The sequence below is a fragment of the Bacillus sp. IS1 genome, from assembly GCF_032461585.1.
GTDB lineage: Bacteria > Bacillota > Bacilli > Bacillales > Bacillaceae > Bacillus > Bacillus velezensis.
Genome location: NZ_JAWCWR010000004.1, coordinates 166,486 through 188,590, shown reverse-complemented (window position 1 = coordinate 188,590; position 22,105 = coordinate 166,486). Strand labels below are relative to the sequence as shown.

The following is a 22,105-nucleotide window of genomic DNA, read 5'->3' as shown; positions in this document are numbered from 1 at the left end:
CGAAAGACCCTGAAACAAAAAAAGCCCCGCCGGAACCGGGCCTTGACTTCTTGTTTATCGGGAACATGTCCGGGCGGAATTCACAACAGGAGCACAAAAAGCATACAGTACTGTACAACTAAGTTAAAGAGGTGTGAAGAGATGCCATCCACTGTTATCAACCTGTACTATTTGAAGATTAACAGTATTTCTGGCAACGGATCTATTACGATTGGGGAAGCGGCATACAACAGTCCCACCACAAATAACAAATCACAAGGACTGAACTCTTCATTCGGCGATACGTCACCTATAGAATCGATGATGGAGAACTTGTTAAATGATCCTGATGTCAACGACCAGACAGCCATCGGAACCGCAGATACTGCAAATATTACGCCGGTGCCGCCCATTATAGATTAAAGGGGTTTTTATGAATGCCTTACCAAATTAACGTCGTCAATATAAAAGTAAACGGAGCAACGCAAAACGGAAACGTCGATATCGGTCAGACCGTACAAAACAGCCACACCGCCAACAGCAAATTTGTCGGCGCGAACTTTTCTTTAGGGGATTTTTCGCCGGCCGCCGGATGTTTGAATTCGGGTCATCTTGACCCTGACGTGAGCGATCAGGATCAGATCGCCAACCCGTCAATGCCGATCGCAAATCAAATATAGGGAGGTTCTGCCGAAGTGGATATCGAAAAAATGAGAAAGTGGCTTGAGATTACGAACGAGCACAAGCCCAGCGACTTTTGGACCAATGTCCTGAAACGGAAATCTCCCGAAGATTTTTTCTCCTTACAAAAAAACACCCTGACTTATGATATTTATCAGGATGAACAGCACACATTTGTCATTGTGGAAATGCCCGGCGTTTACGAAGAAGAATTGACATTGAGGCTGCTGTCAAGAACACGGCTGCATATAAGAGGAAACATCACACCCCTTTTTCCGAAGAACATGGGCGTCTGCCAAAACCGGTATTACGGGGAAATCGATGAGACGATTGAGCTTCCTGAACCGGCTGAGCCCCACCTGTTACAGGCGCAGTGCGTAAACGGCCTGCTCCACATTTCCTACCCGCGCCTTATGGAGCACATTCCTTTTCAGAAAAAAACCTAAAGAGCCGGCTTACGGGCGGCCCAGCCGTCTGTACACTTTCTCCTTATAATGAGAAGATGCGGGTTTTGAGAACATGGCTTTCTCCTCGGTCAGTTTGTCGAGTCTGACTTGTTTTTCCGTCCGTTTGTTCCGCAGGTGATCCCGCTCCTGTTCATTGCGGCACTTGGCGATCAAATAATCGAGCGTCATCAGCTCTTTCTTCAGCGCGCCCTCATCCTCGGCGATCCCGGCGTTTTTTAATATGCGGTAACCCATTCTGAGCGACTCCGGAAGATGTGCGGCATCGTCTTTCGGCAGGGGCTTTCCCATTCCATTGATGCCGGCGAACTCTCCATCCTTAATGGCGCGCTTGATTTTATCTTCAGCCACGATATGGGCAATATCCATCACTGTTCACCTCTTTTTTCAATAGAACCGGGTGTGATCATACGGAAATTCACATCCCAGTTTGTGCCATTTGTGTTTTTTAAAGCTGTCATTCAACAGATGAACCGCCGTTGCGACAGCGTTTTTCGCCCTTTTTCCGATGAGCCTTTTCCACCTTTTCTATTTGCTGGTTTCATGGTATATTGATTACGTTCGTTTTTTCTATCGTTCCGTTTAAACCGTGATCGGAAAAAAGGAGTGTAACAATGAAAACATTTATAAAAGAAAGAGGACTTGCCTTCTTCTTGATAGCGGTCGTGTTATTGTGGGTGAAAACATATGTCGCTTATATTTTAAACTTTAACCTCGGCATAGACAACACGATCCAGAAAATATTGCTTTTTGTGAATCCGCTGAGCTCCAGCTTGTTCTTTCTTGGATTTGGGCTTCTTTTCAAGAAAAAATTACAGCAGACAGCCATTATTGTGATTCATTTTTTATTGTCTTTTTTGCTTTTTGCAAACATCGTCTATTATAGATTCTTTAATGATTTCATTACCATCCCGGTCATGATGCAGGCAAAGACAAACGGCGGCCAGCTCGGAGACAGCGCGTTCTCGTTAATGAGATGGACAGACGCCTTCTACTTCCTGGATACCGTCATTTTGATTATTTTGGCCCTTAAGATGAAAAAACCGGCTGAAAAACCGGCGAAGAAATCATTCAGAATCGTTTTGGCTTCCGCCGTGCTTGTGTTCCTGATCAACCTCGCCGTCGCGGAATCAGACCGTCCTGAGCTTTTGACACGCTCATTTGACCGAAACTATCTGGTGAAATACCTGGGCACGTACAACTTTACGATTTACGATGCCGTGCAGAATGTGAAATCAAACAGCCAGCGCGCGCTTGCCGATTCAAGCGATGTAACGGATGTGGAAAACTATATGAAGGCCAACTATGACGTGCCGAATAACGTCTACTTCGGAAAAGCCGAAGGAAAAAACGTCATCTACGTCTCATTAGAGTCTCTGCAATCCTTTATCATTGACTATAAAATTAACGGCAAGGAAGTGACGCCGTTTTTAAACAAACTGGCGCACGATAATCAAACATTCTACTTTGATAACTTTTTCCACCAAACGGGACAAGGTAAAACATCTGATGCGGAATTTATGATGGAGAACTCTCTGTACCCGCTTTCGCAAGGTTCGGTTTTCGTCAATAAAGCGCAAAACACGCTGCAGTCCGTTCCTGCGATCTTAAAAGGCAAAAAGTACACGTCTGCCGCTTTCCACGGAAATACGCAGACTTTCTGGAACCGTAACGAAATGTACAAAGCGGAAGGCATCGATAAGTTTTTCGATTCAGCTTATTATGACATGAGCGAAGAAAACACGAAAAACTACGGCATGAAAGATAAACCGTATTTCAAAGAATCCATGCCGCTCTTAAAGAGCCTGCCGCAGCCGTTCTATACGAAGTTCATTACGCTGTCCAACCACTTCCCGTTCGGAATGGATAAAGAAGACACGGACTTCCCGGCGGGAGACTTTGGCGATTCAGTCGTCAATAACTACTTCCAGTCCGCGAACTATCTGGATGAATCAATCGAACAGTTCTTTAATGACCTGAAAAAAGACGGCCTGTACGATAAGTCGATTATCGTGATGTACGGAGACCACTACGGCATCTCCGAAAACCATAATAAAGCGATGGCGAAAGTGCTCGGCAAAGATGAGATCACTGAATACGACAATGCCCAGCTTCAGCGGGTGCCGCTCTTTATCCACGCTCCCGGCGTGAAAGGCGGCCGCAATCATAAATTTGCCGGTGAAGTCGATGTTGCACCGACCGTTCTTCACCTGCTCGGCGTCGATACGAAAGATTATCTCATGTCAGGTTCAGATATCTTATCGAAAGAGCACAGAGAAGTCATTCCGTTCCGTAACGGAGACTTCATCTCACCGAACTATACGAAAGTGTCCGGCAAGTATTACGATACGAAAACCGGAAGACTTTTAGATGATTCAGAAGTCGACAAAAAAGAAGACTCTCTCGTCAAGACTGAGCTTGAAATGTCTGATAAGATCATCAACGGCGATCTGCTTCGTTTCTATCAGCCGAAAGGCTTTAAGAAAGTGGACCCTTCACAATTCGATTATACGAAGCGTGAAGATTCCTCAGCAGATGATCAAAAAGAATAAACAAAAGCCAGATCATATCAATGATCTGGCTTTTTTATGTTCAGCTCCCGGCAGCGGCCATAGAGCGCTTTTGCAGGCTGTCGGAAAGAACTGAATAAGCGACGACTTTCTTTTTCTGCTGTTTGACGACATCTACATGATCTTCGTAGCTGTATACAAACACCGTCACATCTTTTTTTCCTTTTCTCGTCTTAATGACAAGCGGATCGGCTCCGTTTTGCGGATGAAGATAACGCTCTTCATCCCCTGGGTATATATAATGCCGTTCGATAAACACGGCTTCGTTAAAATCATCAATCACCCGGCGTTTGTCCTCGCCTTCCAGACGTTTTCCGCCGAGGGAAACGGCAGCGGACGCGTCACTGAGCTTTGAATGGGTTTCAAACTTGCGGAGAATCCATTCCACCGCTCCGGTAGGAAGGCATGTCAGCAAAATCTTAATCAGGCTTATGACAACAATTGAAACAACTGCAATCCATGTCACCTTACATCATCTCCATACTTGTTCTACATGAATCTTAACATAGAAGAAAACATTGTTTTTTGTACATTATGTGAAACTTGATATATGTTCAAAAAAAATCCGGATCACATAGGTGATCCGGATTTTTCAAGTCTGCTTCTGGTCGTCACGGCTGACGGCCTCTCTCAGCTCTTCCGCGACAAATTCGACGTTCGGCCCGATAATGACCTGCGCCGTTTTATTCCCCGTTTTGATAACCCCTTTTGCTCCCGCTTTTTTAAGCGCCGCCTCATTAATGAGAGACGTATCCTGCACGGTCAGTCTGAGGCGGGTCGCACAGTGATCAATCGTTTCGAGGTTTTGCCTGCCGCCGAGCCCCTTGAGCATGGCATGTTCTTCGACGGAACCGGCCGTATCTTCACTAAGCACTTCTTCCTCTTCCTCATCATCTTCCCGTCCCGGCGTTTTCAAGTTTAACGTTTTGATGAGCATATAGAATACGACAAAATAGATCACCGCATAACAAAGCCCGACAACGAGCAGCAAAAGCGGTTTTTCGGCAATGCCGTAGCTGAGGAGATAATCGATCGCCCCCGCCGAGAATGAAAAACCTGACCTGATTCCGAGAACATTCACGATAAATAAAGAGAACCCGGTTAATATAGCATGAACCCCGTACAAAAGCGGTGATAAAAACATAAATGCAAATTCAATCGGCTCTGTAATTCCGGTAATAAATGCCGTCAGCGCGAGACCGATCATCATTCCGGCCGTCGCTTTGCGCTTACTTGGCTTAGCCGCGGCAATCATTGCCAGACATGCGGCCGGAAGCCCGAACATCATAATCGGGAAGAATCCCGTCATATAAGTTCCCGCCGTCGGATCCTTCGCAAAGAAGCGGGCCAGATCTCCCGTTTTTCCGTGAAAATCGCCAAACTGGAACCAAAAAATATTATTCAGCACATGATGAAGACCGAATGGAATCAAAAGCCGGTTAAAAATCCCGTAAATCCCGGCGCCGATCCCGCCAAGCCCGATCATCCATTCCCCGAAGGACGTAATCACCGACTGAATCGGCGGCCACACAAATCCGAAGATCCCCGCCAATATAATGGTAATCAGCGCCGTTACAATCGGAACGAGCCTGCGCCCGCTGAAAAACCCGAGATATTCGGGCAGCTTCGTATCCTTAAAGCGATTATACGTGTATCCCGCAATTAACCCCGCGATAATCCCTCCGAAAACGGCCATATTATTTGTCGAATTGATTGATTTTACAGCCGCGTCCAGCATGATATAAGAAATTGCTCCCGACAGAGCGGCGGCCCCGTTGCTGTCTTTGGAAATCCCGATCGCGATTCCGATCGCGAAAATCAGCGGCAGATGATCAAATACCGCGGTCCCCGCCGCGTAAATGAACGGAATATTTAATAAGTCCTCTCTGCCGATGGCCAAAATAATACCAACGGCGGGCAGAACGGCAATCGGAAGCATAAATGATTTTCCGAGTTTTTGCAAAAATTGAAGCATTTTACCCATCCCCCTTCTTTTTTCTTAAATATACCACATAAGTTATCTAGTGATCTATACCAATTTTCCTTCATTTATTCACATAAGGCTTGTTGGTTTTCTATTTATAAACCAGTTGTGGTAAGCTTGAATCAGATGATTAAAAATAGAAAGCGGGAATGACAATGATTGTAACGAACGATCAAGAATTAGAAGGGCTTAAAAAAATCGGCAGAATCGTCGCGCTGGCGCGTGAAGAAATGAAGAAAAAAGCCGAGCCCGGCATGAGCACGAAAGATCTTGACCTGATCGGAAAGGCTGTGCTTGACGAGCACGGAGCCGCTTCCGCTCCGGAGAAGGAATACGATTTCCCGGGCGTGACATGCATCAGTGTAAATGACGAAGTCGCTCACGGCATTCCGAGCGCCTCTAAAATCTTAAAAGCCGGAGATCTTGTAAATATCGATATTTCGGCGGAGTTCGGCGGTTTTTATTCCGATACGGGCATTTCATTTGTGCTCGGAGAAGGCGATGAACGTCTGCAAAAGCTTTGTAACTGCGCAGCATCCGCATTTCAGAAAGGATTGGATCAGGCAAAAGCCGGCAAACGCCAAAATCAGATCGGCAGAGCCGTCTACCATGAAGCCCGCTCCAACGGATTTACCGTCATTAAAACGCTGACGGGCCACGGAATCGGCAGAAACCTCCATGAAGCGCCGAACCACATCATGAATTACTACGATCCGTTTGATAACGCGCTTCTTAAAAACGGAACCGTGATCGCGCTTGAGCCGTTTATTTCCACGAAAGCGGAAACGATTGTTGAAACGGGAGACGGCTGGACGTATAAAACGCCGGATAAAAGCCTTGTCGCCCAAGTGGAACACACCATCGTGATCACAAAAGACAAACCGATTATTTTAACTGCACTGTAATGTTTCATCTCCCTCCCAAACAGGTATACAACAACTAACCCGAAGGAGGGAGACGCATGAAAAAAGATAAAGAAAAAATCAAAATCGAAAACGAAATACACGCCATGCACGGCGTAACGAAACAGCAGATTTTAGAGGATTTCGAGGAATTTAAGGCGTACCTTCATCAGAAAATTTCCGCCGGAAAAAAACTGGGTCTGGATGACAGCAAAATCATCAAAAGCGCCGCCATCCTCGGGGACTATCTCGCCAAACACGAGGAGCCCCGCAATGCGGAAGAAAAACTCTTACAAGAACTGTGGGACATTGCGGATGACAATGAAAAACAGCATTTGGCCCAGCTTCTCGTCAAACTTGCCGGACACTGATACAGTGCCCGGCTTTTTTATGCCCCGTTATAAGAGTTGTGCTACACTGGACATATGTCTGTGAAAGGAGCCATTTTTCAACATGTGGTTTATTATCTTCGGGTTTATTTTCTTTATTGAAAGCATCATTCTCACCGTTTACGGAGTGAAGAAAAAGAAGGGGATGCTGATTTATTTCGGCGTCGTTTTCGGAATCATGACACTCGGAACGGTGCTGTTAAAATTAACCGGCCATTAAGCATGAAAAGACCGCCCTTTACATATATATGTAAGAAAGCTTTACATCTCTGAATCGAAAGGCTCAGTTTTTGCTTTATCCCTTTTCAGCGTCTTTTTATAGATGTTACAATGCCAAAAGTTTGGCAAAAACTGAAGAAACTCTCCCCAGCGGGAGAACGGAGAAAGGAGTTTTCTGACATGCATTATGGCAGTAAAGGCTGGTATGTAGAAGAGTTAAAGAAAAAAGGAATTACCCACTATGAAGGAAGAAAGCTTCAAAGCTTCAAAAAGTACTTCCTTGCCAATCTGCTGGAAACAAAGAAACAAGCATAACGTAAATCAGCCGTGCTGTCAGTGCAGCACGGCTTTTTTTCTATTCATTAGTGAGCCTGTCCCTTTTTTTAAGGAAGGACTCCCTCCAGCTTTCTGACAGCGCTTCTTCCCGCAGTATTTCTTCAATCGCTGACAGATTGCCGGAATCACGATATTTCACTTCATTCGCATACCAGACGGAAATGCTTTCTTTGCCCCTCGACAGACGCTTGAGGACGGGACGCGGATCGACATATCCTTCTTCAAGCACCCTGAAATAAAAGCCGGTAAATCCCGTCTGCTGTACACGGAGCACCATATCTTTGATGCCATATTTGAGCGCGAGTTTGACGCAGGGCTGGCGCGGCTGGCTTACTTGAACGACGGCTTCCCCCAGCTGAAAGACGTCTCCGATCCATACGTCTTGTTCGGCCAGTCCTTTGACCGTTACATTCTCTCCGAACGCGGCGGCGGGAAGTTTTCTCGCGAGCGTTGTTTCCCAATATGAATAATGCTCGGCGGGATACACGCACACCGCTTTGTCGGGGCCTCCGTGATTCTTCAGATCAGCCTGCCCGTCCCCGTCAAAATGGGTTTTATACAGCATGACGGGCGAATCTGCGGGCCGCTTTATGATGCCGGAATTGATTTGTCTGCCGGCAAATTCATGAATTGCGGGCTTTCCGAGATTGATAGATAAGACAGAATAGTCTTGCGTCACCTCGTTCACATCCTTTGCGAAATATCATATCTTTCCTTTATCATAGTAAGAAAAAGGTGGTTTTTCCATGCTTCAATATCATATGATGGCAGACGGCCGGGTTCAGGGCGTAGGTTTTCGCTACTTCGTCCAGATGGAAGCCGACAGACATAAGATAGCCGGCTGGGTAAAAAACCGTGATGACGGCCGGGTGGAAATCCTTGCCGAAGGCCCTGAAGAGTCGTTAAAACAATTTGCCGAAGCAGTCAGAAAAGGCAGCCCCTTCTCAAATGTCACAGGCGTAACCATCGAAGAATCACACCGTCTGAAAGGATACCGCACTTTTTCCATCAGTTACTGATAAGGCTTGTCCTGATAATAATAATTCGGCTTCACAATCGTATTGTCATATGATTTATGGAAAATGTGGGTGGAAGCCGGCGAGATCGGCGGAATCAGCCAGGTCCAGTCGCCCGTCAGCTTTCTGCCCGCGTCTTGTTCCTGTTCTTCAAAGCGTTTAAATTGATTCGCCGCCGTATGGTGATCGACAATGCTGACACCGTGTTTTTTGTATGAATAGAGCACTGCCTTATTCAGTTCCACCAGCACCTGATCTTTCCACAGGTCGGTATTCAGGCTGGCGGAAATCCCCATGACCGCAGCGGCTTTTTTGAGCATATCATACCGTTTTTCGTCAGCAAGGTTCCTTGCGCCGATTTCGGTTCCCATATACCATCCGTTAAAAGGCGCCGCGTTGTACGACAGTCCGCCGATTTCAAGCCTCATATCGGCGATAATCGGAACCCCGTACCATCTGAGATTTAAATCGGCAAACTCTTCAATATCCGGATGGGTGATCGGCACTTCTTTCACGAGCGTCTGAGGCAGGTCATACCAGACCGGCTGCCCGTCCCCTTTCATCCGGAAAAGTAGCGGCAGAATATCAAAATCGGTCCGCTTCCCGCGCCAGCCGAGTTTTTCGCAGACAGCCGTCAGCTCATATGATGCCGGATCACCGACTCTTCCTTTTTCAGTCTCATACCCCGCATAGCGGATGAGCTGGTGATTCCAGATCTCCACTTGTTTCTCCCCATTCTTCTCAGGAGGGAAAATCGTAATTGTCGGTTTAATTTTTCCGCCGTTCGTGGCGATTTCAATATGTTCAAATAATGCGTCGCGCACCTCTTCTTTCGTGTTCACACCGCGCCGGTCAATGACGTTCAGCGATTGCCAGAACAGACGCCCGATACAGCGGTTGCTGTTGCGCCACGCCATTTTCGCCCCGTGTTCAAGCTCTTCCGCCGTATGGACGTAACTTCCCGTCCGCTCTATCTCATCTTTTATCGCGTGTAGACGCGTGTTGATTTGCGATTCCATTCCGAGTTCCTGATAGCAGACATCAATAAAATCCTTCGCCTCATCCCAAAGTATTTCCGTATGTTTCAAAAAACTCTCTCCTTCAATTTACATCTGTTTCCCATTGTATCGTTTTTAGGAGTGAACACAATGGTTTTTTTGTATCATACTGGAAACTGCAAAGAAAAAACACCTGTGATTTTCGCAGGTGTTTTACAAAACGGAATGCAATTTTTCAGCCAGTGTAAGCAAATCCTCACGGTAGTTTTTTCCCGTCATCGGAATTCCGTGACCCGTCAAAAGCGCTTCCGGCTCCAGTTCGGCCAGTTTCTGAACGGATGCGGCCGCCGTCTGTGTATCCGCTGTAAAATAGGCGGGCGGCCCGTGAAGCTCTTGCTTTTGAATGACAACGTCCGCAAGCGATTCCTGTTCAACAGTGATCACGGCATCACCGGCAAGCAGAACGCGGTCTTTATCCCGGAATAATGAAATATGGCCGGGTGTGTGGCCGGGCGTATGCACCCATTTCCATTCTTCAAGAAACGGAACGGTACCGTCTGAAGGCAGTGCCTGAACGGACGGAATACGGATCGTATGGCGCGGAAACAGCGGTGACAGCTTTGCGACAAGCCCTTTTTTCGCATCGGGCCTGGCAGGCGGATAATCCGCTTTCCCCGTGACGTACGGGAGCTCCTTTTCATGAATGTAAACCGGCACATTCCAAAGCTCAAGCAGCTCTTCAATCGCACCGACATGATCAAAATGACCGTGTGTCAAAATGACCGCCTTCAGCTGATACCCCTCTTTGAACCGGCGTTTCATTTCTTCTGTTATCATCTCCGCCGATTGCGGCATTCCCGCATCAACCAGAATGATTTCCCGCGGAGCTGAGGGATTTTCGATAAAGTAAACATTCGCAATCTGCACGGTCAGTCCGTAAACGCCGTCCGCCGCTTTAAAACCGGCACCGCTTCTCACTGAAAAAAGCGGCATAAACGGATCACTCATCATGGCACCTCCTCTGATGCCTTTAGTGTGCGACGAACCGGGTGTTTTATGTTAAAAAATCGTGATTGCGCCGATGATGAGCGCAAAGGCCGTCATGACGATAACGGCAAGAACCGCCCATTTCATCGCAAATTTCTGGTGTTCATCAATGGTGACCCCGGCAAGCCCGACTAATAAATGCGTCGACGGCACGAGCGGGCTTAACATATGAATCGGCTGGCCGATAATCGAAGCGCGGGCGATTTCCACCTTATCTACACCGTACGCCACGGCGGTCTCGGATAAAATGGGCAGCACGCCGTAAAAATAGGCGTCATTAGGCATCAGAAACGTAAAGATACCGCTCGTTAAGGCAACAATCGCCGGAATAAATCCCCCCATCTGTTCCGGAATAAGCGATACGAGGGAAATGGCCATCTCATCGACCATCTTCGTCCCCGTTAAAATTCCGGTAAACACGCCTGCGGCAAAAATCATCGAACCGATCGCAAGCACATTGCTCGAATGGGCTGAAATACGCTCCCTTTGATCGTTAAGCTTCGGATAGTTGACAATCAGCGCGATACAAAACGCAATGATGAACAGCACGGTTAAATTCACTTTTCCTGACACTAAAAATCCCACTAAAGAAAGCGTTAACATTAAATTGAACCACCACAGTTTCGGCCGCTTCCATTCATCTTCCGCAGCCGCAGCCGTTTCATTTGTATGGGACGGCTGCTTTAATTCGATCACCCCGAGCCGTTTCCTTTCCATCCTTCCGAGTACATAAGCGACCACAATCATACACACCATTCCGCTCGCAATGACAGGCAGCATCGGCCCCGTCAGCTCTGCCGGGTCAACGCCGAGCGCACTCGCCGCACGCGGCGTCGCGCCGCCCCATGGTATCGTGTTCATGATACCCATGCCGACACCGGCGATTCCCGCTAAAATAATCGGACGGATTCCGAGCATGATATACAAAGGCAGCATTGCGCTTGTCGTAATCATATACGTCGTCGAGCCGTCTCCGTCCAGTGCGACAAGCATGGTCAAAACGGCTGTTCCGACTACAATTTTGAGCGGGTCGCCTTTAACCAGCTTTAAAATACGCGACACCATCGGATCAAATAAACCGGTATCAATCATAATGCCGAAATAAAGAATCGCAAACATAATCATGACTGCGATCGGCGCCACCTGTTCAATACCGGAGATCATCATCTCGCCGACCCGGTTAAAAGAAAACCCGGCAAACAGCGCAAACACGATCGGCGTTAATACGAGCGCCGTTAACACTGAAAGCCGTTTTGTCATAATCAGCACCATAAAAACAAGCATCATAAGAAAGCCTAAGATTGCTAACACAGTATGTCCCCCTTATCATGAATACGCTTACATTTTAAAGGCCCGATCCCCTTTATCCGCCTTTTTGCTATCTTATGAGAATTGGATATTGAAGTAAATATTTTGGATTTTAAAGATTTTTAATTTTTTATAACCTTTTCGTTCATTTTGTTCATTTATAAATAAAAAGCCTCCCGCAAATATGCGGAAGGCTTATTTTTCGCTGCTCATCATCTCTTTATAAAACTCGGTCTGCTCTTCTAAAAAGCGTTTTGCGCCGCTGCTGTTTTTATAAAAGCTCTCCCAATCCCGTTTTTTCAACATTTGTTTCCACTCCGCGGATGAGGTAATCTGTTTCAAAGCCTGATCCCAATAGGCGATCTCGCCTTCGGTCATGTCTTTCGGCCCCATGATGCCTCTCCAGTGCGCAAAGACAAACGGCACCCCCTGCTCTTTCCATGTCGGCACATCGCTGAAGCCGGAGAGCCTTTTGTCCGACGTAACGGCCGCCAATGTGATTTTCCCTTTCCGATAGGCGTCTCTCGCTTCTGAAATGGTCATTGAGGCGGCGTCTATCTCGTGGCTGATAAGAGCTTCAATGACTTCATTGCTGCTCCCGTATTGAAAAAAGCGGATATCAAACGGAGAAATTCCGGCCATTTCCGCCGCTCTCGCAAAGGAGAGCTGGTCATCATTTCCGAGGCCGGGCGCAAATCCGATTTTTATGCCGCCCGGATGTGCTTTAATATCGCCGAGCAGCCGCTTTCCGCTTTTTATCTTTGAATCCTTCGGAAGAGCGACGGTCTGCCACTCTTTTGCGATAATGGCCAAAGGCGTAAAATCAGCTGCCTTCAGCCGGCTTTGTCCCAAAATTTCATTGCTTAACAGCAGGCTTGAATTCATACTGATGACATCCGTTTTTCGTTCGTTTACATATTTCCAGCCGCTGTCTCCGCCTCCGCCGGGTTTATAGACGATCTTTACGGGCCGGCCTAATATTTGCTTCCGCTCTATTACCGATTGCAACGCTTTTGCCGTTACGTCCCAGCCCCCTTGAGGCGCCGCCGGGACGACAATTTCAACCGGCCCTTCAGCTGAACGGATGCCCGACATCTGCCGTCCGTCAAAAGAAACCAGCGCCGCCAGCATGACAAGAAGCACTCCCAACCGCTTCATTTCTCCCATCCCTTATTCATGTGCTAAATAATATTTCCGTTCCGGCCTGCCGATAATGCCGTACTCTAATTCAGCGAGCGCTTCTTCCCGAGAAACGAGAAACTCGGCGTAGCGCCGCGCCGTTGTTCTGGAGGCGCCCATTTTTTCGCCCAGTTCTTCAGCCGTCATCCCTTTTTGGGCTGCTCTGAGCGCGTTTTTGATTTTTTGAAGTGTAATTGAATTAATCCCGGTCGGCAGATCATTGAGCTGTTTTTGTTCTTTCTGACCGCTTCCGAAAAACATGTCGATAACGGACTGGCTCAGCTCCGGCTGTGAGTGCAGCCATTCTCTTTTTTCACGGTACTGCAAAAGCACTTCTGTAAATTTATGTGCCGACACCGGCTTTATGACATAGTGGGAAACGCCTGACCTAAGCGCTTCCTGCAGCAGTCTTGTTTCGGCAGAAGCCGTAATAATGATGATATCAACGGAAGGAAAACGGCCGCGGATGAGGGGAAGCAGATCTGTCCCCAGCTCATCAGGCATATAAATATCCAAAAGCAGCAGATCAGGCTGCCGTTTCTCAAGCAGCGATATGGTGTCTTTGGCATTGATTGCTTTGCCGATGACATTGAATCCATCAAGATGTTCGATAAATTTTTCGTGAATTTGCGCTATTCGAAAGTCGTCCTCTGCAATCGCGATGTTAATCACACCGATTCCCCCTTTGACCTTTCTTTCGGTATAAACACCGTAAATACGGCACCGCCGCTCTTTTGCTGCGAAATCTCTATCGATCCCTGCAATTCACTGACGGCTTCTTTCAGATTGGCTAAGCCGTATCCTCTCCTCGTCCCCTTTGAAGAGTAGCCCTTTTCAAATATCGTTTCTGTTTTTTCCTGAGGCACGCCGTCTCCTGAATCCGCCACTTCGATGACGATATCCCTGCCGATATCGGTCATAAAAAAGGCGACCTCTTTTTTCTCTTTTTCGGCGACGGCTTCGAAAGCGTTATCAATAAGATTTCCGATGATCGTAATGAGCTGGGATGAACCCACATGCTCCGGCAGCGATTCTAAAAAGCTGTTTTCATCTATTGAAAGCTTCACTTTCTTCTCAGACGCCTTTCCCATTTTTCCTAATAGTATGGCCTGAACCCGCTGTGAATGAATGTTTTGAAAGAGGATTTCGTGCTGTTCATTCTGGATGGCGTACTCTTCTTTTATCAGTTCAATGGCTTCATTATATTCTCCCAGCTCTAACAGACCGAGGATCGCGTAAAGCTTATTCGAGAATTCATGCGTTTGCGCCCGGAGATCCTCCGAGTATTTTTTCATTTCAGTCAGCTTGTTAATGAGTTTCTTGAGCTCCGTTTTTTCGCGGAAGCTGATCACCGCTCCGTATACTTGTCCGGTCTGCTTCATTTCTTTCACGTTTAAGATAAACACTTTATCTCCGGCACGCACCTCCACGTTCGGCGGTAATTCTCCCCCTGCCAAAACCGGCATAAGATTTGCGCCCGGCATGATTTCTTTTATATGCCTTCCGATCATCGGTGCCGGAAGATTCAGCATATCAGCCGCAGATAAATTCATCATGGTTACCGCGCCTTCTTTGTTTACGGCGATAATCCCTTCTTTCATCGCAAGGAGCATCGCATTGCGCTCCCGGTACAGCGCTGCAATTTCATGCGGTTCAAGGCCGAGTGTATCTTTACGGATGCTTTTTGCGAGCGCTGCCGCTCCCCCGATGCCGATAAGAAACACCAAGCATGCAAAATAGCCTAAATGCCGCAGATGCGCTTTCATATCTTTTTCTATCTCATCTTGTAAAAACTCGACTGTCACCGTTCCGACGACTTCGTTATGATTTTTTTCCTCCAGAATAACCGGGGCGCTTCCCCGGACCGCCGTCATTCCGTCGGAAACCGGAGACCCGCCGAACATGACGGTTTTATTTTGCAGATTTTGATTTTCTTTCGGAATGCTGCTGCGGGCCGAATGAAATGCAACATGCCCTTTTTGATCAGTAATATAGACGGCGTGCGCGCCTGCCTGTTCTTTCATTTGTTCAATGACGTCTAACTTTGTAAAAGCTTCTTGATCCGCAAGCCGGAACGCCTCTTTTACAGGAGGCATGTATGAAATGGTTTTTGCCGTTTGCACCGCCAGTTGTTCAGCCTGCTTCTGGCCTTCCTTTAATTGCTGAAAGGCAAATATAACAGTGAGCGTTCCGATGACAAGTATTAATAAAGCCGTGATTAATCCGGCGATTTTCATTTGCAGAGAGACATAAAACCGCTTTGCTTCCAACACAGCACCAGCCGTCCTTTCCTCCTAAAATCATACCACTTTTTAAATCTTTGTTTCTCATTTTTGAGAATTTTCGTGATCTTTTTCTCTTGTCATTTCTTTCAAAAAGTGCAGTCTGGTATAATTTCCCTCAAGAGAGATAAGAAGGATGAACTTTTTATAATCGCTGCGCAAAAAAAGACTGACAGAAGCCAGTCTCGGGATGTTTAACAACGGACGTATATTCAGTTGACAAAGTGTTTCTCTATGATGGCCGAGATACATTTGAATGACCGGAAATATCAATCAATTTTCCTTTGACGGCCAGGCGCCCTTCGGTTCTTACCGCTTTGTCGCATGTGATTAATGTAATCTCTTTATCTTTTGTCTCCTGAATTGTGTTTGCTTCTATTTCTGAAATCATGGTTTTTGATGTTACAGAATAAATATAGTCTTTTCTAAAGTCGGTCATCACGATTTGCGCGCCTTTTTTTATGTGTAAAAGAGGGCCGAACAATAGGTTCTTCTGCTTCAGATGGTGGCCTGCCAACGGGTAGTTTCCCTCGCCCATTTTCTGATCCGGACGCATAGTTGCCGCGCCGATCAGCAGGTTTTCATTGGTTGTGCCTTTTAAAATCGGAAGGTCTAAATCGATGCTGCTGATGGTTATCCGTCCGATTATCGGTTTCGGTTTGCGATTAAAACTTGACTGAACTGTTTCACTGAAACCGGGCGGATGAATGGATTCAAAATCATAGTCCGCTTTTTTCATGTTATTTTTCCGCGCTTGTTCTGCGGTCAATTCCGTTTCAATTTGGCTTTTACTGAGGTACGCGATCAAACAGCCTTTCATGAGAGGAGAGGAAATGAGAAGCAGCCCGGACAAAATAAGAACGGCAATGATCATTTTTTTAACCATGAAGAAAATTCCTTTCTTGTACGTCATGCGGTGAGTATTTGGTGAGAAATGATTCTCTTTTTAAAAAAGCACCTGATCGATTCTTACATGATCAGGTGCGATAACGTCTATCTATTCCTTGCTTTCTTCTTTCTTGATACGACAGCCGCGGCTCCGCCGGCTAATAGCAGCAGAATACCGGCCGTGACCGGCATCATACCGTCCGTATCACCGGTTTTCGGCAGGTTTTTTCCTGTATCCGAGTGATTGGTTTTACCATTGGTATCAGGGTGATGCCCGCCTTGATTCGTTTGATGATTCGGTGTGTCTTTCCCAGGTGCGGGATTTTTTAATTTCTTATTAGAAACGACGACCTCAACGGCTTTTGACTGTCCTTTTTCAATGGTGAATTCAATTGGTTTTTCGTTCAGCTGATAACCGTCAGGCGCTTTTGTTTCGATAAATTGATACTGCCCGGGCGCTAATCCTTTCACCGTAAACCGGCCCTTTTGATCCGTCTTCCATACCGCCGGCCGTTCTTTGCTGCCGCCAGTGTTTACCGGATGTCCGGAAGAATCCGTGATCTTGAATTCAGCACCTTCCAGCACCTTATTTTTATCGTCATGATCCACTTTTGTCAGTGTGACATCACCAGGCGTCAGTGTATTCTCCGCACTGATTTCGACTGGTTTTATGTCGGTATTTGTGATCTTGAATGATATTGGCGTTTGATCCAAACTGTAAAGTTCAGGCGCTTTTGTTTCGATAAATTGATATTCACCCGCTTTCAGTCCCCGTACAATAATTTGTCCGTGCTCATCTGTCGTCAGACCCTCTGTCAGTACTTTGCCGTTTGCATCTGTCAGATTAAACTTCGCACCTTGCAGGACTTTCCGTTTGTCACCTTGATCCAATTTTGTGAGAACAACGCTGTTCTTGATGTTAACTGCAGTCAGGGCAGCCTGATTCGGTTTTCCGCTGTTCTCAGCCTTAATCGTAAACGGCACAGGGGTTGTTGACAGCAGATAACCATCCGGCGCTATTGTTTCAACAAATTGATAGTTTCCGGGCGCCAAACCGCCGGCGTCAATTTTGCCGCCTTCTTTTGTCATCAGATCGTCTCTTACGGTTTTTCCATCACTGTCAATGATTTTAAATACTGCACCGTCTAAAACGTTTCCGTCTTGATCCTTCTTGATCAGCTGGACAGAGCCTTTATAGTTGACAAAGGTGCCGGCCTCAGACGGCTTCGGCTTTCCTTCCGCTGTTTCTGAGATGGTAAACTCTTTTTTCTCCGTATTTAACACATAACCGTCGGGCGCTTTTGTTTCGATGAAGGCGTAATGACCCGGTGCAAGGCCGGATGTTTCTACTTTTCCGTCTTTATTGGAAACCAGATCTTCTTTAACCGTTTTTCCATCACTGCCGACGATTTTGAAGACTGCACCTTCAAGTTTCTTGCCTTCCGCATCTTCCTTCGTCAGCTGGACAGAGCCTTTATAGTTAACGGCCGTTCCTGCGTCAGTTGACTCCGGCTTTCCTTCCGCTGTTTCTGAGATGGTAAACTCCACTTTCTCCGTATTTACCACATAACCGTCAGGCGCTTTCGTTTCAATGAAGGCGTAATGACCGGGTGCAAGGCCGGATGTTTTTATTTTTCCGTCCTTATCTGAAACCAGATCTTCCTGAACCGTTTTACCATCACGGTCGACGATTTTGAAAACTGCGCCTTCTAGGTTCCGGCCTTCCGCATCTTTCTTCGTTAAAGCGGCTTTTCCTTTATAATTCACCATTGATCCCAATTCAACATCAGGTACTTGATTCTTTTCGTTCTTTGCGATTGAGAAGTGAATGGCTTTTGTGTTTACGATAAACCCTGACGGGGCTTTCGTCTCCATCAGCCGATAGTATCCGGCGGGCAAACCGTTGATCTCAACTTTCCCATTTTTATCGCTTTCAATATTATTTTTTATCAGAGTATAGGTGCCGTCGCTTGATTTTTTCTCAAGCTTAAATACAGCACCGGCCAAAGGATTATTGTTTTCGTCTTTTTTGATAAGCGTCACCTTATTTTTTTGATTTATGACTTTATAGAGTGCTCCTGCTGCGGAGGATTTGCCGTCAATCGTAACGGAGACCCCGTTTACATAAGCGTCGCTGATGGTGTAGCCGTCCGGAGCTTTTATTTCTTTCAGTACATAGGTTCCGTAACGGATATTCCCAAACGCAAGTTTACCGGCATCGTCTGTTGTGCCCGTACGAAGCAGCTGCTTGCCGTCTTTAGACCATAATTGAAAGTCGGCTCCTGAAAGAGATGTTCCGTCTGATCCTGTTTTAGATATCGTCAGGCTTCCCTTCTCTCCTGATCCTGAGCCGCCGCCGCTTGAAATGGCGACAAACACTGAGCTGTTGTTCTCTTGGGTCTGCTCCTCAACATTTGTCCCTGATATCGACACTTTGTTGCTGACCTGACCGCTGCTGCCGGAAATATTAATGAGAGAACGATATTGTATGACATACGCGCGGTCGATTTGTTTATAGCTGCCTGTAAAGGTGAGGACAAATGATTGTTCACCGGTGGCATTGTCAGTTTTTATATCTAGTTTATAGTCCTTATCTTTTTCAAGCTTCACATCACCCGGAATAAGATTTCCGCTGCTGTCTTTCATAACGCCGTTCTCATTATATTTTGCTTGATATACTTTAAAAGAATCTTCATCTATTATTTGATTCTCATCCGGGGTGTCTTTGACTTTTACGTCATCCAGTGTCGATTGGCTGGCATTGACATTAATGTTCCAATCGATATTGTTTCCGTTCTGCTTGCCGCCTTTAGAAATCAGGTTTCCTCCGTTTGCGATGGAAACTGAACCCGTCAGCGTTCGGTCTGCATGGTCATTATTAAAGTACTCTGCTTTGTTTGTGTATTGATTCTGTTTGATGGCCTGGCCTTTTAATGACGTTTTAAATTCAATCAGGTATGGTAAGGCGTCATCAGTTTTGAGACGTACGATTAACGTATTTTTGTTGCCGTCTGACGGCTCTTCTATTTCATATTTTGAAGAATCCAGCGCCTCTCCTTCAGTGATGGAACCGTTTTTGCTGATGGTATACGTTTTAACAGCAACCGACCCATGCAAAAATTGCTGACCATCTGTGATCGTATCTTTTATATAAGGATTTTTTGAAGGTTCGCCATTGTAATTGATGCCGACTTTCCATGTGATTTCTTTTGAAACGGCATTGTATGAGCCGTTTTTGAATCCGTTATGGGACGTCTGATTGTTCGGTGTGAAACCGCTTGATTCCTTATTTGTGCGTTTGCCGCCGTTTTTATCCGTCCATGTCGACTCCGCCGTATTCTTAATGGGTTCGTTTGAAAAGTCAGCGTTGAATTTTGTCGTATACGTGATCTTAAACTGACTGTTTGTTTCTGCGTAGTCCCCGATCAATGCTATTGTAAAGCCTTGATTTCCGGGTTTTTTTGTTAATGTATAGTCTGTTCCTTCTTTCAGCGTTTTGTTATCAGTCGTGTCTTGCATGTGAAATGAATCGTCAATGAGCGCCAGGCCTCCGCTGGTGAATTGATCATCCAGCGTCCAGTCTTTCATTGTGTAACCGTTTTTGTTAACTGTGATTGTCCAATCAACCGTCTTCTTCTCATAGTCTGCATTTGAATAATTTTTGATCAGGTTCTGCTGAATGGCGGTTCCCGGAGTTTCCTTTGATTCCCCTGTATCTGTCACTGCTGTGTTGGTGTATTTGACAGGACTGTCAATAATGACCCCATCGTTGACTTGAGATTGATAAATGATCTTATATGCTCCTGTGACAGTTTGCTTGAATTTTATGCCAAAACCGTTCCCGTTATCAGTCAGCGTATAATCTTCACCCTCTTTTAATGGGGCGCCCTCTTGTTCGCTTCCGTTCTGGCTGAATGTAATCGGAAGGACTTTCAATGAACCGGGAACAAGATGCAGATCGTCTGATCCGAACGTATCCTTGATGCCGGCTTTGGATTGATCAATCTTTTTCTCACCGTAGTTGTACATAACAGCCCAGCTGAACGTTTGGGATTCTCCTTTATAACCTGTCGAAGATTTTTCTATCATTTTTCCGTAACCCGCTGTTACGGAAGCTTCCGCAGAAATCGGCTCCGCATTGTCTCCGCTGAATGCCGCCTTGTTTGTCAGCGTGATCTTTCCGCCTTTACCCGGCTTTGCCTCATCTTTAATTTCCGTGTCATATATGAGCCGGCAGGCTGAATCGATCGTCCCGGCGAAGGTGACATTACCGTTTTCGCCAACGGTATAACCTGAAGTTATCTCATTTCCCTGACTCACCGAGCCGTCAATATTCACATCAAGTTCATACACTTTCACAGAGCGGAAAGTCAATTCGTCCGGAAGGCTTTCAGTCAATTTCGCATGTTTAACTTCTTCTTCTTTTTTATTAAGATCAACCGTCCACGTTACCTTTCCGGGATTAATACCTTTATCCAATGACCCTGATTTCTCAATGGTTTTATTGACATTCGGTTTAAAATAAACCGTTACGTCCGGCGTATCAGAGTTAACCGGAAACTTAATCTTTTGTGTGGTTGATCCTTTTATTTCTTTCTGATTGAATTGGGTGTTTACATACAATGACCCCTTGACGTTAGAATCTTCTTTTACCTCGCCGTTAAACGTCATGATGACATGGCCGCTCGTATTAATGGAAAAAGTTCCGTACGTACTATCGCCGTTGGTCAATGGCTGGTTCGTCATGTCATTATGCATGATAAATTCTTTAGGCAGATCAAATTCATATCGATCACCGTCGTTTATTGTTTTTCCCAGCTCATTCGGAATCGCCCATTGAATGGTGATATTTGCCGGAGAGTTCGTATTCGCACGGTTGTTTTTGTCATATGGTTTTCCTTTTTCATCCGTCAATTTCACATCAGTTAAAATATTTTGCGTAATCCGGCTTCCGCCTGATTGAAGGCTTTTAGCGGCAGATTTGCTTGTAATCACCATTTTTGATTGACTGCGTTTAGCAGAAGGTTTTGATTTCGTTGTCTGTTCTGCTTTCTCCCCGCCGCCTGCAGATGCTGACTTTTTCTCTGTCTTTTCCTGAGGTTCAGCAGGTGTTGAAGAGGTGTTTTTTTCTGTATCGGAATCCGTTGTTCCGTCTTTCTTCACAGGGATTAACACCTGCTGGGTCTTGCCGGCATCCAGTTGAAAAAGAGCTTTTGCCATTTTCGTCTCATCTGTTATGTCGGGAGTAAACTTCGCCGACAGTGTAATGACGCCTTTGGCATTCCCGGCATCCGCTTCAGCATCGTTCACTTTCACTTCCAGCGTGCTGCTTTTTGCTTCAGCTTTATATATACCGATCACCCGATCAGCTGATGTCAGCTCACCTTCGGCATCGTTATCTAATGTAAAACTTTCCGGAATCTTTATGGTGATATTCCGGTCACTTGCATCTTCCTTGTGTTTTAGTGACCATTCGTATGTCAGTGTCACTTTATCTCCCGGTGCTAAAGCGGGCTCACTGGCTTTTGATCCGTCAACGGTCTGCTGTCTGCCGTCTTTGACTGTAACTGAATCAAAGAACCCGCTCTCGCTTTGTTGTGATCCGGAAGCGGCTGCGATCGGAGTAAAGCTGACAACTTGGCTGAAGATGAAAAACAGCGTGAAGCATGAAATCAATGCCGCCCTCAGCCTTTTGCTTTTTTTCTGGCTGAACGAAAAGTTCCTCACTCCCAATGTCTTATTCCTCCCCTTTTATATAGACTTACGTTCGAACAAGCCGGTAAGCATGGGATTCTCCTTATCCGAACCAAACTACATTGTATGAAATCGGCCTATACAAATTCTGTACATGTGATCATTTCAG

Annotated in this window: 21 protein-coding genes; 9 read left to right on the top strand and 12 right to left on the bottom strand. The window is 46.2% G+C overall.

Features of this window, described 5'->3' with window-relative positions; genetic code table 11:
* Positions 1 to 141: 141 nt before the first annotated feature.
* From RUW00_RS16240 to RUW00_RS16230, 3 genes are read left to right on the top strand one after another with little or no spacing between them, the layout of a single operon-like run.
* Entirely contained in the window at positions 142 to 402 is a 261-nt protein-coding gene (locus tag RUW00_RS16240) for a spore germination protein (protein ID WP_007408496.1), read from the top strand.
* A 14-nt stretch (positions 403 to 416) separates the two neighbouring features.
* Positions 417 to 659, top strand: coding sequence for a spore germination protein (locus RUW00_RS16235; protein WP_003155595.1), 243 nt, complete (start codon positions 417 to 419; stop codon positions 657 to 659).
* Positions 660 to 674: 15 nt separating this feature from the next.
* Positions 675 to 1,106: an Hsp20/alpha crystallin family protein gene (locus RUW00_RS16230; protein ID WP_280144938.1), complete on the top strand. Its 432-nt coding sequence runs from the start codon at positions 675 to 677 to the stop codon at positions 1,104 to 1,106.
* Positions 1,107 to 1,115: 9 nt separating this feature from the next.
* Here the strand turns inward: RUW00_RS16230 and RUW00_RS16225 are convergent, their stop codons facing one another.
* Positions 1,116 to 1,493, bottom strand: a complete 378-nt coding sequence (locus RUW00_RS16225; protein WP_003155597.1) for a DnaJ family domain-containing protein — start codon at positions 1,491 to 1,493, stop codon at positions 1,116 to 1,118.
* Positions 1,494 to 1,738: 245 nt separating this feature from the next.
* Between RUW00_RS16225 and ltaS the strand changes: the two genes are divergently transcribed.
* Entirely contained in the window at positions 1,739 to 3,676 is a 1,938-nt protein-coding gene (ltaS, locus tag RUW00_RS16220) for a lipoteichoic acid synthase (protein WP_017419102.1), read from the top strand.
* 40 nt (positions 3,677 to 3,716) lie between these two features.
* Here the strand turns inward: ltaS and RUW00_RS16215 are convergent, their stop codons facing one another.
* Entirely contained in the window at positions 3,717 to 4,160 is a 444-nt protein-coding gene (locus RUW00_RS16215; protein ID WP_061861961.1) for a YfmQ family protein, read from the bottom strand.
* 126 nt (positions 4,161 to 4,286) lie between these two features.
* Entirely contained in the window at positions 4,287 to 5,669 is a 1,383-nt protein-coding gene (gene nagE, locus RUW00_RS16210) for an N-acetylglucosamine-specific PTS transporter subunit IIBC (RefSeq protein ID WP_017419100.1), read from the bottom strand.
* 164 nt (positions 5,670 to 5,833) lie between these two features.
* Here nagE and map point away from each other — a divergent pair, with 164 nt between their 5' ends.
* The 4 genes from map to RUW00_RS16190 all read left to right on the top strand — a co-directional run bounded on the left by map (position 5,834) and on the right by RUW00_RS16190 (position 7,503).
* Positions 5,834 to 6,583, top strand: a complete 750-nt coding sequence (gene map, locus RUW00_RS16205; protein WP_014417181.1) for a type I methionyl aminopeptidase — start codon at positions 5,834 to 5,836, stop codon at positions 6,581 to 6,583.
* Positions 6,584 to 6,639: 56 nt separating this feature from the next.
* The gene (locus RUW00_RS16200) at positions 6,640 to 6,951 is read left to right on the top strand and encodes a DUF3243 domain-containing protein (protein WP_003155607.1); all 312 of its coding nucleotides are present in this window, start codon (positions 6,640 to 6,642) and stop codon (positions 6,949 to 6,951) included.
* An 82-nt stretch (positions 6,952 to 7,033) separates the two neighbouring features.
* Positions 7,034 to 7,189: a hypothetical protein gene (locus tag RUW00_RS16195; protein WP_003155608.1), complete on the top strand. Its 156-nt coding sequence runs from the start codon at positions 7,034 to 7,036 to the stop codon at positions 7,187 to 7,189.
* 179 nt (positions 7,190 to 7,368) lie between these two features.
* Positions 7,369 to 7,503 (top strand): YflJ family protein, encoded by a 135-nt coding sequence (locus tag RUW00_RS16190; RefSeq protein WP_003155609.1) that lies wholly within the window; start codon positions 7,369 to 7,371, stop codon positions 7,501 to 7,503.
* Between the two features lie 40 nt (positions 7,504 to 7,543).
* On the opposite strand, the gene RUW00_RS16185 is transcribed toward RUW00_RS16190, so the two are convergent.
* On the bottom strand, positions 7,544 to 8,203 hold the full coding sequence (locus tag RUW00_RS16185) for an MOSC domain-containing protein (protein WP_061861959.1): 660 nt from the start codon (positions 8,201 to 8,203) through the stop codon (positions 7,544 to 7,546).
* Positions 8,204 to 8,270: 67 nt separating this feature from the next.
* Between RUW00_RS16185 and RUW00_RS16180 the strand changes: the two genes are divergently transcribed.
* Positions 8,271 to 8,543 carry an acylphosphatase gene (locus tag RUW00_RS16180; protein WP_014417178.1) on the top strand — a complete coding sequence of 91 codons (273 nt, stop codon included), beginning with the start codon at positions 8,271 to 8,273 and terminating at the stop codon, positions 8,541 to 8,543.
* On the opposite strand, the gene nosA is transcribed toward RUW00_RS16180, so the two are convergent.
* From nosA to RUW00_RS16140, 8 genes are all read right to left on the bottom strand, one after another.
* Positions 8,537 to 9,628, bottom strand: a complete 1,092-nt coding sequence (gene nosA / locus RUW00_RS16175; protein ID WP_061890486.1) for a nitric oxide synthase — start codon at positions 9,626 to 9,628, stop codon at positions 8,537 to 8,539. The genes RUW00_RS16180 and nosA overlap by 7 nt on opposite strands.
* 123 nt (positions 9,629 to 9,751) lie before the next feature.
* A complete protein-coding gene (locus RUW00_RS16170; RefSeq protein WP_014417176.1) occupies positions 9,752 to 10,546 on the bottom strand; it encodes an MBL fold metallo-hydrolase in 795 nt (264 codons plus the stop codon).
* Between the two features lie 51 nt (positions 10,547 to 10,597).
* Positions 10,598 to 11,896, bottom strand: coding sequence for an Mg(2+)/citrate complex secondary transporter CitM (citM, locus tag RUW00_RS16165; protein ID WP_014417175.1), 1,299 nt, complete (start codon positions 11,894 to 11,896; stop codon positions 10,598 to 10,600).
* Between the two features lie 192 nt (positions 11,897 to 12,088).
* On the bottom strand, positions 12,089 to 13,051 hold the full coding sequence (locus RUW00_RS16160; RefSeq protein ID WP_280144936.1) for a tripartite tricarboxylate transporter substrate binding protein: 963 nt from the start codon (positions 13,049 to 13,051) through the stop codon (positions 12,089 to 12,091).
* Between the two features lie 12 nt (positions 13,052 to 13,063).
* On the bottom strand, positions 13,064 to 13,744 hold the full coding sequence (locus tag RUW00_RS16155; RefSeq protein WP_007610021.1) for a response regulator: 681 nt from the start codon (positions 13,742 to 13,744) through the stop codon (positions 13,064 to 13,066).
* On the bottom strand, positions 13,741 to 15,345 hold the full coding sequence (locus RUW00_RS16150; protein ID WP_014417172.1) for a sensor histidine kinase: 1,605 nt from the start codon (positions 15,343 to 15,345) through the stop codon (positions 13,741 to 13,743). The genes RUW00_RS16155 and RUW00_RS16150 overlap by 4 nt, the downstream gene beginning before the upstream one ends.
* Positions 15,346 to 15,586: 241 nt before the next feature.
* Entirely contained in the window at positions 15,587 to 16,240 is a 654-nt protein-coding gene (locus RUW00_RS16145; RefSeq protein ID WP_029974074.1) for a class A sortase, read from the bottom strand.
* 107 nt (positions 16,241 to 16,347) lie between these two features.
* The gene (locus RUW00_RS16140) at positions 16,348 to 21,975 is read right to left on the bottom strand and encodes a SpaA isopeptide-forming pilin-related protein (protein WP_315956673.1); all 5,628 of its coding nucleotides are present in this window, start codon (positions 21,973 to 21,975) and stop codon (positions 16,348 to 16,350) included.
* Positions 21,976 to 22,105 lie beyond the last annotated feature (130 nt).

Coding starts and splice junctions, on each gene's coding strand:
- RUW00_RS16160 (WP_280144936.1), bottom strand. CDS start 13,051: ATGAAGCGGTTGGGAGTGCTTCTTGTCATGCTGGCGGCGCTGGTTTCT.
- RUW00_RS16235 (WP_003155595.1), top strand. CDS start 417: ATGCCTTACCAAATTAACGTCGTCAATATAAAAGTAAACGGAGCAACG.
- RUW00_RS16200 (WP_003155607.1), top strand. CDS start 6,640: ATGAAAAAAGATAAAGAAAAAATCAAAATCGAAAACGAAATACACGCC.
- RUW00_RS16180 (WP_014417178.1), top strand. CDS start 8,271: ATGCTTCAATATCATATGATGGCAGACGGCCGGGTTCAGGGCGTAGGT.
- RUW00_RS16240 (WP_007408496.1), top strand. CDS start 142: ATGCCATCCACTGTTATCAACCTGTACTATTTGAAGATTAACAGTATT.
- RUW00_RS16190 (WP_003155609.1), top strand. CDS start 7,369: ATGCATTATGGCAGTAAAGGCTGGTATGTAGAAGAGTTAAAGAAAAAA.
- RUW00_RS16225 (WP_003155597.1), bottom strand. CDS start 1,493: ATGGATATTGCCCATATCGTGGCTGAAGATAAAATCAAGCGCGCCATT.
- RUW00_RS16170 (WP_014417176.1), bottom strand. CDS start 10,546: ATGAGTGATCCGTTTATGCCGCTTTTTTCAGTGAGAAGCGGTGCCGGT.
- RUW00_RS16145 (WP_029974074.1), bottom strand. CDS start 16,240: ATGGTTAAAAAAATGATCATTGCCGTTCTTATTTTGTCCGGGCTGCTT.
- RUW00_RS16195 (WP_003155608.1), top strand. CDS start 7,034: ATGTGGTTTATTATCTTCGGGTTTATTTTCTTTATTGAAAGCATCATT.
- nagE (WP_017419100.1), bottom strand. CDS start 5,669: ATGCTTCAATTTTTGCAAAAACTCGGAAAATCATTTATGCTTCCGATT.
- map (WP_014417181.1), top strand. CDS start 5,834: ATGATTGTAACGAACGATCAAGAATTAGAAGGGCTTAAAAAAATCGGC.
- ltaS (WP_017419102.1), top strand. CDS start 1,739: ATGAAAACATTTATAAAAGAAAGAGGACTTGCCTTCTTCTTGATAGCG.